This is a genomic window from Pseudomonas sp. CP-1, assembly GCF_021213715.1.
In the GTDB taxonomy this organism is placed as follows: Bacteria; Pseudomonadota; Gammaproteobacteria; order Pseudomonadales; family Pseudomonadaceae; genus Pseudomonas; species Pseudomonas aeruginosa.
Window position 1 is genome coordinate 266,434 of the sequence record NZ_JAJQKY010000002.1, and the last position, 15,748, is coordinate 282,181.

The following is a 15,748-nucleotide window of genomic DNA, read 5'->3' on the forward strand; positions in this document are numbered from 1 at the left end:
TCAACCTCGATTCGCTCGGGGAACCATAGCAGGCCGGCGCGTCCGGCCGTCGTAGGTGAGATGGGGAGTTCCAGCGTGAAACCGGTCAAAGTAGGCATCTGTGGGTTGGGGACCGTCGGTGGCGGTACCTTCAATGTACTCGAACGCAACGCCGAGGAGATTGCCCGCCGTGCCGGGCGCGGTATCGAGGTTGCGCAGATCGCCGCCCGCCGGCCGAACCCGAAGTGCGATACCGGTGCGACCCCCATCACCGCCGATATCTTCGACGTAGCGTGCAATCCCGAGATCGACGTGGTCGTCGAGCTGATCGGCGGCTACACCCTGGCCCATGAGCTGGTGCTCAAGGCCATCGAGAACGGCAAGCACGTGGTCACCGCGAACAAGGCGCTGATCGCCGTGCACGGCAACGAGATCTTCGCCAAGGCCCGCGAGAAGGGCGTGATCGTCGCCTTCGAGGCCGCTGTCGCCGGCGGCATCCCGGTGATCAAGGCGATCCGCGAGGGGCTGTCGGCCAACCGCATCAACTGGCTGGCCGGGATCATCAACGGTACCGGCAACTTCATCCTCAGCGAAATGCGCGAGAAGGGCCGTACCTTCCCCGACGTGCTCGCCGAGGCTCAGGCCCTGGGCTATGCCGAGGCCGACCCGACCTTCGACGTGGAAGGCATCGACGCCGCCCACAAGCTGACCATCCTCGCCTCGATCGCCTTCGGCATTCCGCTGCAGTTCGACAAGGCCTACACCGAAGGCATCTCGAAGCTGACCAGCGCCGACGTCAACTACGCCGACGCCCTCGGCTATCGCATCAAGCACCTGGGCGTGGCGCGTCGCACCGAGAGCGGCTTCGAGCTGCGCGTGCACCCGACCCTGATTCCCTCGGATCGCCTGATCGCCAACGTCAACGGCGTGATGAACGCGGTGATGGTCAACGGCGACGCCGTCGGCTCGACCCTCTACTACGGCGCCGGTGCCGGCATGGAGCCGACCGCTTCCTCGGTGGTGGCCGACCTCGTCGACGTGGTCCGTGCCATGACCTCCGATCCGGAGAACCGCGTACCGCACCTGGCGTTCCAGCCGGACGCGCTGTCCGACCACCCGATCCTGCCGATCGAAGCCTGCGAAAGCGCCTACTACCTGCGCATCCAGGCCAAGGACCACCCGGGCGTACTGGCCCAGGTGGCCACCATCCTGTCCGAGCGCGGCATCAACATCGAATCGATCATGCAGAAGGAGGCCGAGGAACAGGACGGCCTGGTGCCGATGATCCTGGTTACCCACCGGGTCATCGAACAACGCATCAACGATGCCATCGCCGCCCTGGAAGCGCTGGAAGGCGTGTCCGGGCCGGTGGTCCGTATCCGTGTCGAACAACTGAATTGATCGAACGCCGGGCGCCGCTCGCGGGCCCGCGTCAACAGCGAAGGTTTTGAACATGCGTTACATCAGCACCCGCGGCCAAGCGCCCGCCCTGAACTTCGAAGATGTCCTCCTCGCCGGCCTGGCCAGCGACGGCGGCCTCTATGTCCCGGAAAACCTGCCACGCTTCACCCTCGAGGAGATCGCCTCCTGGGTCGGCCTGCCCTACCACGAGCTGGCCTTCCGGGTGATGCGCCCGTTCGTCGCCGGCAGCATCGCCGATGCCGACTTCAAGAAGATCCTCGAGGAAACCTACGGCGTCTTCGCCCATGACGCAGTGGCGCCGCTGCGCCAGTTGAATGGCAACGAATGGGTGCTGGAGCTGTTCCACGGCCCGACCCTGGCCTTCAAGGACTTCGCCCTGCAACTGCTCGGCCGCCTGCTCGACCATGTGCTGGCCAAGCGCGGCGAGCGCGTGGTGATCATGGGGGCCACCTCCGGCGATACCGGCTCCGCGGCCATCGAAGGCTGCCGCCGTTGCGACAACGTCGACATCTTCATCATGCACCCGCACAACCGCGTGTCCGAGGTGCAGCGCCGGCAGATGACCACCATCCTCGGCGACAACATCCACAACATCGCCATCGAAGGCAACTTCGACGACTGCCAGGAGATGGTCAAGGCCAGCTTCGCCGACCAGGGCTTCCTCAAGGGTACCCGCCTGGTAGCGGTGAACTCGATCAACTGGGCGCGGATCATGGCCCAGATCGTCTACTACTTCCATGCCGCGCTGCAGCTCGGCGCGCCGCATCGCTCGGTGGCGTTCTCGGTGCCGACCGGCAACTTCGGCGACATCTTCGCCGGCTACCTGGCGCGCAACATGGGCCTGCCGGTCAGCCAGCTGATCGTCGCGACCAACCGCAACGACATCCTGCACCGCTTCATGAGCGGCAACCGCTACGACAAGGACACCCTGCATCCCTCGCTGTCGCCGTCGATGGATATCATGGTCTCGTCCAACTTCGAACGCCTGCTGTTCGACCTGCACGGCCGCAACGGCAAGGCCGTCGCCGAACTGCTGGATGCCTTCAAGGCCAGCGGCAAGCTGTCGGTGGAAGACCAGCGCTGGACCGAGGCGCGCAAGCTGTTCGACTCCCTGGCGGTCAGCGACGAGCAGACCTGCGAGACCATCGCCGAGGTATACCGCTCCTGTGGCGAGTTGCTCGACCCGCACACCGCCATTGGCGTGCGTGCCGCCCGCGAATGCCGGCGCAGCCTGAGCGTGCCGATGGTGACCCTGGGCACTGCGCACCCGGTCAAGTTCCCCGAAGCGGTGGAGAAGGCCGGCATCGGCCAGGCGCCGGCGCTGCCTGCGCACCTCGCCGACCTGTTCGAGCGCGAGGAGCGCTGCACCGTATTGCCGAACGAGCTGGCCAAGGTGCAGGCCTTCGTCAGCCAGCACGGCAATCGCGGCAAGCCGCTCTGAGCCTGTCGTGAAAGGAAGAAGCCCGCCTTGATGGCGGGCTTTTTCATGTCTTCTCAAAGGGCGGCGGCGAGTTTGTTGCGCGAGGGGCGGAGCAGTCTCAGCGGGTCGTTGAACTGGATGTCGCTGGCCAGCTTGTAGTAGCGCCCGACGAAATAGTCGCGGGCCTGGGCATCGTTCTTTCCCTGGTACAGCGCCCAGGCGACGCTGATGCCGGCGAACTCGTTGTACTCGATCTGTCGCAGCGGGCTGAAGTGGGTCGCCGTGGTGGCCGTGGCGCCCCAGGCGGGCACGTCGCGGATCAACGGGCCCTGCCAGAGGATCGGCCAACTGAGCGGCGGCACGACCACATCGGCCAGTCCGGTCAGCAGCAGGGTCGGGGTCTTTACCGTGGAACCGATGGCCAGGGGGCCTGGCTCGATCGGCAGGGCGCCGACCAGCTTCAACCGTGGCTCGATGAGTTGCAGGGCTTGTGCAGAGAGGCTGGCGCTCTGCAGCGTGGCCTGGCCGCCGGCGGAGTGCCCGGCGACCAGCGTCCGGGAAAAGTCGGCCCGGCCATGCAGGGCCGAGGCCGGGTCCCTGTCCAGTTTCGCGACCTCGAGGATGCCGAGGGCGTGCATCAGCGGGAAGGAGTTGATGAAGTCGGAAGAGATCACCACGATGAAGCCGTGGCTGGCCCATAGCTTCATCAGTTCGTGATAGTTGCCGGCGTTGGAAAGTATGCCGCCGACGAAGGTGATGACCGGAAGCTTGGCGTCGGCCGCGGTGATGTCCGCCGGATAGTAGACGCTGGTACTGATCGGGCTGGCGAAGCCATAGGGGAAAGCCTCGTTGCAGCGGATCGAGCCGTCCAGCAGGACGATCCTGGCGATGGTCCCGACGAAGCCACGACAATCGGCGAGCACGGCGGTGCTGGCGATCTCGGTGTCGGCGACCGGACGCGCGTACTGGTCGTTGGCCAGGCCGACGGCGCCGAACAGCAGCGAGCCCTGTGCCGTGCCGGCGGCGAATGCCAGCGCGAGGATGAAGGCGCGCCAGGCGCCGCGGGGGGATGCGAAGGCAGTCATGAGATCCTCGCTGTTCGACACGCAGGGGGAAGTCTCGTTGTTACTGCCTGACGGACGCGCCGGATACTGCAATTTCAAGCAGGTGAAGGCGTTGCGCGAGGGTGGGATGGTTGGAGTTTTTCCCGGTGCTTTCCTTATAGCGGGCTGATCGTTGCGTTGGCCTGGCTCAGCTCGAATGGCTATTTGCGCCGGCTCGTGGCCTTTCGCCAGATGCTGCCGTTAGTCCGGTAAATGCTTGCATCGACGAACCCTATTCGCGTTTTTTCGGTCTTTGACGAGTCTTATCGTCGAAACAGGAGACCTGATTTGGACAGCCTGAAGCAACGACTGGCCGATGCCTTCGCTCCCCATCCCTTCACCCTCAGCCAGCCCCGGCCCGATGGCGGACGGGTGGTCACGCTGGTCGATCCGCAGGGGGAAACCCTGTTGCAGCGGGTCATCGCCAAGGTGCAGTTGAACGACGAAAGCTATCTCGAGGATGCCGTGCAGACCATTCGCCGGGAATTGCAGGTGCTGGTCGGGCGGATGGAGGAAGACGTGCTGGCGACCTTCCGCGAGCGGGATCACGTGCTGCTGTATTCGTCGCGCTAGCGCCGTCTCGTTCGAGGGCGCGTTGCGCATCGGGCGGTCAGGCGAAGGCGCGCGCCGGTGCAGCGGCTCTTGCCGGATGGCGCCATGCTCGTGGAAGCGTGCGGATAACCCCCTCTCCCTGGCTGGATAGGGGAGAGGGGCCGCCCTGTCCGCGGAGCACCGATGAAGGGCTCCGCGTACCGTTCAGATGGCGCCTTCCCGGCGCAGGGCGGCGATGCCCTCGCTGTCGTAGCCCAGCTCGGCGAGCAGGGCATCGGTATGCTCGCCCAGTTCCGGGCCTACCCAATCCGCCGAGCCTGGCGTGGCGGACAGCTTGGGCACGATGCCAGGCATGCGGAATGGCTTACCGTCCGGCAAGCGTGCCGAGAGGAACATCTCGCGGGCAAGGAATTGCGGATCGCGGAACATGTCTTCGGCGGAGTAGATGCGGCTGGCCGGGACTTCGGCTCGCGCCAGCACCGCCAGCACTTCCTCCAGGGGCTGCGAGGCGACCCAGCGGTCGATAACCCCATAGAGTTCGTCGCGGCGCGCATCGCGCCCGTCGTTGCTGGCCAGTCGCGGGTCGCTGGCCAGGTCGTCGCGGCCGATGGCCTGCATGAAGCGGCGGAAGATCGCGTCGCCGTTGGCGCCGATCTGTACGTGGCGGCCATCGGCGCTGGTGTGGATGGAGGAGGGGGTGATGCCTGGCATGATGTTGCCGGTGCGCTCGCGGATGAAACCGAACACGTCGAATTCCGGAACCATGCTTTCCATCATGGCGAAGATCGCCTCGTAGAGGGCGACGTCGACCATCTGACCCTCTCCGCCGTTGACCTCGCGGTGTCGCAGCGCCATCAGCGCGCCGATCACGCCCCACAGGGCGGCGATCGAGTCGCCGATGGAAATCCCGGTGCGAACCGGCGGGCGGTCCTCGAAGCCGGTAATGTAGCGCAGTCCGCCCATCGACTCGCCGACCGCGCCGAAGCCCGGCTGGTCCTTGTAGGGGCCGGTCTGGCCGAAGCCCGACAGGCGCACCATCACCAGGCGCGGGTTCAGCGCGTGGAGGACATCCCAGCCCAGGCCGAGCTTTTCCAGTACGCCGGGGCGGAAGTTCTCGATCAGGATGTCGGCATCGCCGAGCAGGCGTTTCAGGATCGCCTGGCCCTCGGCGTGCTTGAGATTGAGGGTCAGGGATTTCTTGTTGCGTGCCTGAACGAACCACCACAGCGAGGTGCCTTCGTAGAGCTTGCGCCACTTGCGCAGTGGGTCGCCGCCGTCGGGCGACTCGATCTTGATCACTTCGGCGCCGAACTCGGCGCAGATCCGCGAGGCGAAAGGGCCGGCGATCAGGGTGCCGAGCTCGACCACCTTCAGGCCGGCCAGCGGTTTGGGCGAATGTTCCATGCGGTGTCCGTCAGGCTGCAGTGTGCGCATAGCCTAGAGCATTTGCCGGCGGTGCGGGCGGGTGCCGCGGTAGGGTGAGACGTTTCCCGTTTTTTCCCGATATGCCCGGCGGTCCTTCAATTCCTTTTGCATAGAGGGTTTAATGCGGGAGTCGATACAGGATGTAGCGCGCCAGACACCGAGCCAGGGAGGCCCCTCGTGCCATTTCTTTCTCTCTTTCCTCCCCGTGTTTCTTTTCCATGCTCCGGCCGGCCCGGCGTAGATATGCGCGTGCGTTGGATTTTATTACATGTGAGCTGTTGAAATCTTACATGTGATCTCGTAGTGTGAGTCCATGCAACGGAAATCATCAGCCCATTATCAGCGTGTCTTTCGCCAGCGCCTGCGCGAGCAGGGCCTGGTGAAGAAGGAAGTCTGGATCTTGCCGGAGAACGCCGCGGCGCTCGCCGGCATCGAGCGGATGCTGCGTCGCCCGGCTGCCGGAGCGGCTCATTTGGAGAAGGAGGAAGACATGACGGAAGCCCGGGTATGGAACGCTCGCTCGCTGGCCGAGGCCCTGAGCGGCACCGAGCTGTTCAGCAGCGGCGAGGCCCAGATCGAGCTGATCGAGGGGGTGGAAGCGAGTCTCTACGTGATCATGCGCGAATACGGCGACCTGCCGGTGTTCGTCGCGCCCCAGGGCGAGCAGATCATCGTCGAGGCGCTGCTCTGGCCGGAAAGCGACGTTACCGACGCGACCGCCTTCAACGAAGAGGTCCTGCTCAGCCGGCAACTGTTCCCGCTGTCGAGCATCGGCCTGCTCAACCTGCCGGGCGAGGAGCGCTGCTACAGCATGTTCGGCGCGTTGAGCACGACTTCGTCGCTGGCCAGCGTGCTGCACGAAATCGAAACCCTGGCCGGCAACGTGATCCGCGCCACGGAAGTCTACGCCGGCTACCTGAAAGCCCGGGCCTGAGGGAGGACACCATCATGACGGTATGGAGCAAGCTGCTGAGCGCCCTGCGCGGCGGAGCCAACGAGGTTGGCGAGGCGATCGTCGACAGCCAGGCGCTGCGCATCCTCGACCAGGAGATCCGCGACGCCGACGTCGAACTGCGCAAGTCGCGGGAAGCGCTGGCCTCGATCATGGCCCGCCACCGCCTGGCCCAGGAGCGCGTCGAGAAGGGCGCGGCCCAGGTCGCCGAGTACGAGCAATACGCGATCAAGGCACTGGAGGCCGGCAACGAGGAGCTGGCCCGGGAAGTCGCGGAGAAGATCGCGACCCTGGAGAACCAGCTCGAGGGCGAGCGTGCCCAGGTCGCGGAATTCGCCGCCAGCGTAGCCCAGTTGCGCAAGTCGGTGAGCCAGGCCGAAGGCAACATCCGCCAGCTCAAGCAACAGGTGGATACGGTCAAGGCCACCGAGAGCGTGCAGAAGGCGCAGATGGCCGTTGCCCAGCGCTATGGCAACTCGAAGAGCAAGCTGCAGACCGCGGTGGACTCCCTGGAGCGGATCAAGCAGCGCCAGGCCGAACGCGCGGCGACCATGGATGCCGCGGCCGAACTGGCCAGCGCGGCGGCGCCGGACGATGCGCTGGACGCCAAGCTGCGCGCGGCCGGGATCAAGGCCTCGGGCAACAGCGTGGATGGCGTGCTGGCGCGCCTGAAGGAAAAGGGCAAGGCCTGATAGGCCCGCGGCCCGGCGAAGGCGTCCGGGCCCGTTTTTCAGGGATAGAGCGACAATGGAAGGTTTCCTGCAGACGGCGCTGTCGTTTCCGACCGTGCTGTTCAGCTTTCTTCTGATCCTCGCGATCATCTACTGGGGCATCGTCGCCCTGGGCATGGTCGAGATCGATGTGCTCGATCTCGACGCCGAGTCGGTCGTCGATGGCGCCGGCCAGGCCGAAGGCCTCGCCGCGCTGCTGGCGAAGCTGAAACTCAACGGCGTACCGGTCACCCTGGTGCTGACCCTGCTGTCCTTCTTCGCCTGGTTCCTCTGTTACTTCGTCCAGTTGTGGCTGCTCAGCGCATTGTCGCTCGGCTGGCTGCGCTACCCGTTGGGCGCCGTGGTGGCGGTGGGCGCGCTGTTCCTGGCGGCGCCGCTGGCGGCCACGCTGTGCCGGCCGTTGCGGCCGCTGTTCCGCAAGCTGGAAAGCACCAGCAGCAAGTCGGTGCTGGGCCAGGTCGCGGTGGTGCGCAGCGGGCGGGTCACCCTGCAACATGGCGAGGCGTTGCTGGAAGACGGCGGCGCCGGGCTGATCCTGAAAGTTCGTGCGGAAGAAAACAAAGGCTTCAAGCGCGGCGATCGCGTCGTGCTGCTGGAGTACCTGGAGGCGGAGCACGCCTATCGGGTCGTTACCGAGGAAGAGTTCCGCGGTATCTGACCCGGGCTCGGTGAGAATCAAGGAGAACTGCTGCTATGGATATGACGTCGCTGATGCCCCTCCTGCTGGGAGTGGGCCTGGTCGTTCTGCTGGTCGTGGGCCTGCTGGCCCTGTTCAAGGCCTTCTACATCAAGGTCCCGCAAGGCACCGCGCTGATCGTCAACGACATGTCGTCGACGCCCAAGGTGCATTTCACCGGTGCGCTGGTCTATCCGGTGATCCACCTGAAGGAGTTCATGCGTATCTCGCTGATCACCCTGGAGGTCGACCGGCGCGGCAAGGACGGCCTGATCTGCCGCGACAACATGCGCGCGGACATCACCGTTGCCTTCTACCTGCGGGTCAACGAGACCCAGGACGACGTGCTCAAGGTGGCCAAGGCCATCGGCGTCGACCGTGCTTCCGACCGTTCGGCGGTGAACGAGCTGTTCAACGCCAAGTTCTCCGAGGCGCTGAAGACCGTCGGCAAGCAGTTCGACTTCGTCCAGCTGTTCGAGAATCGCCAGGACTTCCGTGACCGCATCATCGAGGTGATCGGCAACGACCTGAACGGCTACGTACTGGAAGACGTCGCCATCGACTACCTGGAGCAGACCGCGAAGAACTCGCTGGACCCGAGCAACATCCTCGATGCCGAGGGCATCCGCAAGATCACCGAGCTGACCGCCACCCAGAACGTCATCACCAACGAACTGGAGCGCAACGAAGAGCTGGCGATCAAGAAGAAGAACGTCGAGACCCGCGAGGCGGCCCTGGCCCTGGAGCGCCAGCAGGCTGACGCCGAGGCCCGGCAGAAGCGCGAGATCGAGACCATCCGTGCCCGCGAGGAAGCGGAAACCGCGCGGGTCAAGGAAGAGGAGCGGCTGAAGGCCGAGCAGGCGCGGATCCAGGCGCAGCAGGAAATCGACGTGCGCACCGAGAACCACCAGCGCGAGGTCGAGGTGGCGCAGCAGAACCGCCAGCGCGCGGTGGTCATCGAGGTGGAGAAGGTCACCCGCGCCAAGGACCTGGAGATCGTCGCCCGCGAGCGTGAGGTGGAGCTGCAGAAGATCGAGAAGGAAAAGGCGCTGGAAGAGCAGCGCAAGAACATCGCCAATGTGATTCGCGAGCGCGTCGCGGTGGAAAAGACCGTGGCCCAAGAGGAGGAGCGGATCAAGGAGGTGCGCGAGGTTTCCGAGGCCGAGCGGGTCAAGCAGGTGATCCTGCTGCAGGCCCAGGCGGAAGCCGAGCAGGAGCTGGTACGCCAGGTCAAGCAGGCGGAAGCCGACGAGGCCCGTTCCAAGCACAAGGCGGTGGAAATCAACACCATGGCGCAGGCCGAGCTGGAAGCGGCGTCGAAGCAGGCCGAGGCGAAGAAGCGTCTGGCCGAGGGCATCGAGGCCGAGCGCGCAGCGCCGGGCCTGGCCGATGCGCGGGTGCTGGAAGTCACCGCTGCGGCGAAGGAAAAGGATGGCTTGGCAGCGGCGCGGGTACGTGCCGAACAACTGATCGCCGAAGCCAGGGGCGACGAGGAGCGCGGCCTGGCCGACGCCCGGGTGCTCGAGGCGCAGGCCGCAGCCAAGGAGAAGGACGGCCTGGCCGAAGCCAAGGTGCTGGCCGAGAAGCTCGGCGCCCAGGCGCGCGGCGAGGAGCAGCTCGGCGCGGCCAAGGCCAAGGCCACCAAGGACCAGGGCAGCGCGGAAGCGGAAGTACTGCTGCAGCGCCTGAATGCCGAGGCCGAGGGGCTTGGCAAGAAGTTCGGCGCCCTGGATGCCCTCAGCGACAGCGCTCGCCAGCACGAAGAGTTCCGCATGCAGCTGGAGAAGAGCTTCGAGGAGGCCATGGCGGCCATCGCCGCGAACAAGGACATCGCCAAGGACCAGGCCGAGGTGCTCGCCACCGCGCTGGGCAAGGCGAACATCGAGATCGTCGGCGGCGAGGGCGACTTCTTCAACTCCTTCGCCAAGTCGCTGTCGGTGGGCAAGGCCATCGAAGGTGTGGTCGGCAAGAGCCCGGTGGTGCAGGACGTCCTCGCCCGCCTGCTCAACGGCCGTGGCGCAGCCGCTGCGGTAGTGCCGGAACGCAAGAGCGGCCACGAGAACGAGCCGGCGGCGGAAGTCTGAGTCGACCCGCAGCCTCCTCCGCCAACTGCGGAGGCGTTCCGCCCGCGCCCTGAGCGGCGCAGCACCTGGCGTGGCCTGTTGGCTGCGCCCGGGGCAGGCCGCTCGGGCCGGTTTCCATCGATGACCGCCGTAGACCCAGGAAGACCAGGATGTCGGACACTCAAGCCGCAACTCCCGCGCAGGACGTATTGGACAAGGCCGTTGCCGAGGGCGGCGCCTACGAGGTGCTGCACAAGCGTCTGCTGGAGCAGGGCCAGCGCCTGCGGCAGACCGCCGAAAGGCTCAACGCCAGTCGCCTGGAGGAGTTCGGCGACAGCCAGATGGATGTGATCGGCCGGGTCCGCATCCGTACCGAGAACAACTGCATCGCCCGCGATATCGTCCAGGTCGGCGATTGCCTGCTGTTCGGCTATAACGTGTTCATCGGCCTGCGCAAGGAAACCGGCGTGGCCGACGTGTTCTCCCTCTACCGCCTGGTGGAGGGCAGCGAAGGCTACGAGGCGGAGCCTGTGCCACTGGGGGACAGCTTTCTCGCCGCGCCGGGCTTCGTCAACGACTTCAACGAGCTTTACACCTACTACAAGAACACCCGCCTGCTGCAATTGGCGATCCGCGACGGCAAGCTGCTGGCCAGCTTCCAGATCGGCGAGCGGATCACCGACATCCGCGTGTTCCGCTGGTCGATCTCCAGCGACGGCAGCGAAGTCCGCTACATCGACAACCGCGGCGAGCGCGACATCGCCTTGCCGGCACCGTTCGACTTCGAATGGCAGCGGGCTACCCGCGAGATGGTGGTGGAGGGCCGTTTCCCGCACCTGAACATCCTCGACACCCTGTTCGTCGAGACCATCGGTGGCGACCTGACCATCAAGGTCGAGAACAACACCGAGGTCGGCCTGGGCATCTATCGCGAAGAGGTGATGGACAAGACCCAGTCGCTGGACGACGCGCAGGTTGAATTCGCCCGCCTCGGCAGCCTGCTGCTGCTCAAGGTCCTGCCCTATCGCGAAGAGCAGTGGCGCTACCTGGTGTTCAACAGCCTGACCGGCAAGGTCGAGCGCATCGACGCCATCGGCCTGGCCTGCATCCAGTTGCCGGAGGACCACGGGATCATCTTCCCCGGCGGCTACTACCTGCAGAACGGCGAGTACCGCACCTTCGAACAATCCATGGAAGGCATGCGCTTCAAGCGCTCGGTACGCTCGCCCAACGGCGAGGACGTGCAGTACGTTTTCTACCATCCCGAGCAGGGGCGGAACGTGCTGCTCACCTACAACCTGATCAACCGCCAGTTGCAGAATCCGCTGTTCGGCCACGGCTACGCGCGCCTGGAGGACGGACGCATGGTGATCTTCGCCGCCGAAGGCGAGGAACCGACCCGCATCCATCCAATGCAGGTCTGGCAGACGCCGTTCTGCACCGAGGAGTACGCGGCCCGCCAACCGGCGCGTAGCGGTTTCCTCGGGCGGATCGGCAATGCCGAGCTGGTGCGCGGCGTCTCCGACCTCTACGACCTGTGCCGGGAGATCGAGACTCCGGCGGTTTCGATCCAGCGCTACTCGCTGCTGTGCCAGAACACCCAGCGCCTGTTCGACGTCTACCACTGGCTCGGCAGCGACCAACTGGACGGCTTGGCGCCGCTGTTGCGCGAAGTGGCGGCGACCGCCGAGCTGGTGCTCGACGAATACGAGAAGGTCGAGAGTATCCGCCGCCAGTCGGCCCAGGCGATGGTCGACGCGGAGGAGCGGCACAAGGCGCTGCTCTCCGGCTTGCTGCCCGACGGCTGGGACCGGGTGCAGCAGTTCGTCGACGGGCTCAACGGCATCACCGCCCAGCGTGGCTTGCTGCTGACCATCCGCGAGTACCGCTACATCGACGTGGCGCGACTCGACGCCATGGAGGCCGAACTGCTCGCGGCCCACGAGCGGGTGGCCGCCGCCACTGCGACCTTCCTCGCCAGCGAACAGGCCCTGCAGCCCTTGCTGGAGCGCCTGCAGAGCCTCGATGGCGAGGCGCAGAAAGCCGAGACCGTGGCCCAGCTCGGCGAGCCGCTGGCGGCCCTGGAGGCGATGGCTGGCGACCTCGACATGCTGTCCTCGCTGATGGCTTCGCTGCGCATCGACGACGCGACCCAGCGGACCCGCATCATCGAGTCGATCTCGGAGATCTACGCCCGCCTGAACCAGGCCAAGGCGCGCGCCGAGCAGCGGCGCAAGGGACTCGGTTCGAGCGAGACCGTGGCCCAGTTCGGTGCCCAGTTCAAACTCTTCGGCCAGGGCATCACCAACGCCCTGGCCCAGGCCCAGGACCCCGAGCGCTGCGACGAGCAACTGTCGCGCCTGCTGGTGCAACTGGAGGAACTGGAAAGCCAGTTCGGCGACCATGAGCAGTTCCTCGGCGACATCCTGGCCAAGCGTGAGGAGCTGCTGGAAACCTTCGAGGCGCACAAGCAGACCCTGCTCGACGAGCGCCAGCGCAAGGCCCAGGGATTGCTCGACGCCGCCCGGCGAATCCTCGACAGCCTGCAACGACGCACCGCGCGCTTCACCCAGGCGGAGGAACTGAACGCGTTCTTCGCCGCCGACCCGCTGATCCTCAAGTTGCGCGAACTGGCCGAACGTCTTCGCGAATTGAAGGACAGCGTCAAGGCCGACGACGTCGAGGCGCGCCTGAAGGCCGCGCGCGACCAGGCGGTCCGCGCATTGCGCGACAAGAGCGAGCTGTTCGAGGAGGGCGGCGACGTCATCCGCCTGGGCCCGCGCCACCGCTTCAGCGTCAACACCCAGGAACTCGACCTGACCCTGATGCCGCGCGGCGACGCGCTGTACCTGCACCTGACCGGCACCGATTTCCTCGAACCGCTGCAGGACCCGCGGCTCGATGAGTTGCGCGGGTTCTGGCAGGTGAACCTGGAGTCCGAATCGGAGACGCTGTACCGCGCCGAATATCTCGCCGGCGAAGTGCTCGCCGCCGCCGACGCGGGCCGCGATGGCTTCAGCCTGGAGCGCTTGCAGGCGCTGCTGGCGCAGCCGGACGAGCTGGCGCGGGCGATCCGCGATTTCGCCGCGCCGCGCTACAAGGAGGGCTACGAGAAAGGTATTCACGACCACGATGCGGCGGCGATCCTGGTTCGCCTGCTGCCGTTGCGCGAGAGCGCCGGACTGCTACGCTACGCGCCCTCGGCGCGGGCTTTCGCCAGCCTGTTCTGGAGCCGCCGGCGCGAGGAGCGGGAGGTCGCCGGCTGGCCCGAGCGGGCACGCAGCAGCCGCGGCATCCAGCAGATGTTCGGTCGTGACGACGGCCTGCTCGCCCTTCGCGGCGAAGTGGCCGCGGCGATGCGTGCGCTGCTCGCCGAACAGCCCATCGCGCTGGACCCGCAGCATATCGACGAGGCGGCCGAGTACCTGGTCTGGGAATTGTCCGCCGAGCGTCCCGAATTCACCTTCAGCAAATATGCCCGGCAATTGCAGGAAGGACTCAAGCTGCGCCTGCAAGGCGCGCGTCTATGGGACGACTACCGGCAGACCCTGGAGCGTCTCGGCGAGCGGCCCGCCGCCCAGTGGGAACTGGCCGGCAACTGGCTGCGCGGACTATGTGGCGACGCCGAGTTCCAACCGCTGGCGGCCTACCTGGACGAGGCGGTGGCGCTCTCGTTGCTGGACGAGGAGATGCCACAACGGATCACCGAGGTCGACCTGCGCTTCCAGGTCGACGGCCTGATGGGCGAGCATCCGCGCATCGTCGAACGCGGCCTGGCGCTGGCGGTGGACGACTTCTTCGGCCGCCTGCGTCGCCATCGCCAGCAGTTCCTGCCAGGCTTGCGGCGCTACCAGGCGCTGCGCCAGGAGATCGTCGAGCGTGAACGCGAGGCATTGCGCCTGGCCGAGTTCAAGCCACGACCGCTGTCCTCGTTCGTTCGCAACAAGCTGATCAATGACGTCTACCTGGGTGTCATCGGCGACAACCTGGCCAAGCAGATGGGGACGGTGGGCGAGAACAAGCGCACCGACCTGATGGGCCTGCTGATGCTGATCTCCCCGCCAGGCTACGGCAAGACCACCCTGATGGAGTACGTGGCGCACCGCCTGGGGCTGATCTTCATGAAGATCAACGGTCCTGCCCTCGGCCACGAGGTGCGCTCGCTCGACCCCGGGCAGGCGCCGGACGCGACTTCGCGGCAGGAACTGGAGAAGCTCAACCTGGCGCTGGAGATGGGCAACAACGTGATGCTCTATGTCGATGACATCCAGCACACCCATCCGGAGTTCCTGCAGAAGTTCATCTCCCTCTGCGACGGCACGCGCCGGGTGGAAGGGGTGTGGAAGGGCCGGACCAAGACCTACGACATGCGTGGGCGGAAGTTCTGCGTGGTGATGGCGGGCAACCCCTACACCGAGTCCGGCGAGGTCTTCCGCATTCCCGACATGCTCGCCAACCGCGCCGACATCTACAACCTCGGCGACACCCTCAGCGGCATGCAGGAGGCGTTCTCCCTCAGCTACATCGAGAACGCCCTGACCTCCAACCCGGTTCTCGCGCCGCTGGCCACCCGCGACATGGCCGACGTCTATCGCTTCGTCGCCAAGGCCGAGGGCAAGCCGTTCTCCAGCAACGAGCTGGCCCACGGCTACAGCGGTGCCGAGATCAACGAGATCAGCAGCACCCTGCAACGCCTCATGCAGGTGCGCGACGTGGTGCTCAAGGTCAACCAGCAGTACATCGCCAGCGCCGCCCAGGCCGACCAGTACCGCAGCGAGCCGCCGTTCAAGCTGCAGGGCAGCTACCGCAACATGAACAAGATGGCGGAGAAGATCTCCGCGGTGATGAACGATGCCGAGCTGCTGCAACTGATCGCCGACCACTACCAGGGCGAGTCGCAACTGCTGACCACCGGAGCCGAGGAGAACCTGCTGAAGCTCGCCGAACTGCGCGGCAACCAGAGCCCCGAGCAGGCCGAGCGCTGGGCGCAGATCAAGCGTGACTTCCTGCGCAACAAGTCCATGGGCGGCAGCGACGCCGACGTCGGCGGACGGCTGGTGGCGCAGCTCAACGATCTGGTGGAAAGCGTCCGTGGCCTGGCTCACGAACCCCAGCCGGTACAACCGGCGCCCTGGGACGAGTTGCTGGCTGGATTGCGCCAACTCGGCCAGGGCGCGCCGGCGCTGAACGTCGAGGTGACGGCGCCTGCGCAGCCGGGCGTGCAGCAGGTGCTGGAGAGCCTTGCCGCCTGCCTGCAGGACAGTTTCCTGCCGCTGATCAAGGTGATGGACCGCAAGATCGACGTCGACCTGCGCACGCACAACCGCATCAACGAGATATCCAGCCGCCTCGACGAACTGGGCCGGTTGCTGGGCGGCGAGCAGAGGCCGCTGGAGAACGATCAACCCTGAGGACACGAGGAGCG

The 15,748-nt window shown here is 66.0% G+C and carries 10 protein-coding genes; 8 read left to right on the forward strand and 2 right to left on the reverse strand.

What is annotated here, in order from left to right; genetic code table 11:
* Nucleotides 1-75 precede the first annotated feature (75 nt).
* Complete coding sequence (locus LT948_RS05130) at nucleotides 76-1,380, forward strand: homoserine dehydrogenase (RefSeq protein ID WP_003109642.1); 1,305 nt, start codon at nucleotides 76-78, stop codon at nucleotides 1,378-1,380.
* A 52-nt stretch (nucleotides 1,381-1,432) separates the two neighbouring features.
* Nucleotides 1,433-2,842 (forward strand): threonine synthase, encoded by a 1,410-nt coding sequence (thrC, locus tag LT948_RS05135; RefSeq protein WP_003092622.1) that lies wholly within the window; start codon nucleotides 1,433-1,435, stop codon nucleotides 2,840-2,842.
* 53 nt (nucleotides 2,843-2,895) lie between these two features.
* Here thrC and LT948_RS05140 read toward each other — a convergent pair whose 3' ends face one another.
* On the reverse strand, nucleotides 2,896-3,906 hold the full coding sequence (locus tag LT948_RS05140; protein ID WP_231280962.1) for a poly(ethylene terephthalate) hydrolase family protein: 1,011 nt from the start codon (nucleotides 3,904-3,906) through the stop codon (nucleotides 2,896-2,898).
* A gap of 306 nt (nucleotides 3,907-4,212) precedes the next feature.
* Here LT948_RS05140 and LT948_RS05145 point away from each other — a divergent pair, with 306 nt between their 5' ends.
* On the forward strand, nucleotides 4,213-4,497 hold the full coding sequence (locus LT948_RS05145) for a DUF3509 domain-containing protein (protein ID WP_003092618.1): 285 nt from the start codon (nucleotides 4,213-4,215) through the stop codon (nucleotides 4,495-4,497).
* A gap of 183 nt (nucleotides 4,498-4,680) precedes the next feature.
* Here LT948_RS05145 and LT948_RS05150 read toward each other — a convergent pair whose 3' ends face one another.
* The gene (locus LT948_RS05150) at nucleotides 4,681-5,910 is read right to left on the reverse strand and encodes a CaiB/BaiF CoA transferase family protein (protein WP_003129868.1); all 1,230 of its coding nucleotides are present in this window, start codon (nucleotides 5,908-5,910) and stop codon (nucleotides 4,681-4,683) included.
* 304 nt (nucleotides 5,911-6,214) lie between these two features.
* On the opposite strand from LT948_RS05150, the gene bacA reads away from it, so the two are divergent.
* The 5 genes from bacA to LT948_RS05175 all read left to right on the forward strand — a co-directional run bounded on the left by bacA (nucleotide 6,215) and on the right by LT948_RS05175 (nucleotide 15,734).
* Nucleotides 6,215-6,835 carry a biofilm formation regulator BacA gene (gene bacA / locus LT948_RS05155; protein ID WP_073656934.1) on the forward strand — a complete coding sequence of 207 codons (621 nt, stop codon included), beginning with the start codon at nucleotides 6,215-6,217 and terminating at the stop codon, nucleotides 6,833-6,835.
* Between the two features lie 14 nt (nucleotides 6,836-6,849).
* Nucleotides 6,850-7,545, forward strand: a complete 696-nt coding sequence (locus tag LT948_RS05160) for a PspA/IM30 family protein (protein ID WP_003092609.1) — start codon at nucleotides 6,850-6,852, stop codon at nucleotides 7,543-7,545.
* Nucleotides 7,546-7,600: 55 nt separating this feature from the next.
* Nucleotides 7,601-8,242, forward strand: coding sequence for an OB-fold-containig protein (locus LT948_RS05165; RefSeq protein WP_003092607.1), 642 nt, complete (start codon nucleotides 7,601-7,603; stop codon nucleotides 8,240-8,242).
* 35 nt (nucleotides 8,243-8,277) lie between these two features.
* Complete coding sequence (locus LT948_RS05170) at nucleotides 8,278-10,344, forward strand: flotillin family protein (protein ID WP_003092604.1); 2,067 nt, start codon at nucleotides 8,278-8,280, stop codon at nucleotides 10,342-10,344.
* A 149-nt stretch (nucleotides 10,345-10,493) separates the two neighbouring features.
* Nucleotides 10,494-15,734, forward strand: a complete 5,241-nt coding sequence (locus LT948_RS05175; RefSeq protein ID WP_073656933.1) for a DNA repair ATPase — start codon at nucleotides 10,494-10,496, stop codon at nucleotides 15,732-15,734.
* Nucleotides 15,735-15,748: the final 14 nt, after the last annotated feature.

What these genes read in the sequence shown, in the direction of transcription:
- LT948_RS05170 (WP_003092604.1), top strand. Translation starts at nt 8,278, where the DNA reads ATGGATATGACGTCGCTGATGCCCCTCCTGCTGGGAGTGGGCCTGGTC.
- bacA (WP_073656934.1), top strand. Translation starts at nt 6,215, where the DNA reads ATGCAACGGAAATCATCAGCCCATTATCAGCGTGTCTTTCGCCAGCGC.
- LT948_RS05165 (WP_003092607.1), top strand. Translation starts at nt 7,601, where the DNA reads ATGGAAGGTTTCCTGCAGACGGCGCTGTCGTTTCCGACCGTGCTGTTC.
- LT948_RS05140 (WP_231280962.1), bottom strand. Translation starts at nt 3,906, where the DNA reads ATGACTGCCTTCGCATCCCCCCGCGGCGCCTGGCGCGCCTTCATCCTC.
- thrC (WP_003092622.1), top strand. Translation starts at nt 1,433, where the DNA reads ATGCGTTACATCAGCACCCGCGGCCAAGCGCCCGCCCTGAACTTCGAA.
- LT948_RS05160 (WP_003092609.1), top strand. Translation starts at nt 6,850, where the DNA reads ATGACGGTATGGAGCAAGCTGCTGAGCGCCCTGCGCGGCGGAGCCAAC.
- LT948_RS05175 (WP_073656933.1), top strand. Translation starts at nt 10,494, where the DNA reads ATGTCGGACACTCAAGCCGCAACTCCCGCGCAGGACGTATTGGACAAG.
- LT948_RS05150 (WP_003129868.1), bottom strand. Translation starts at nt 5,910, where the DNA reads ATGCGCACACTGCAGCCTGACGGACACCGCATGGAACATTCGCCCAAA.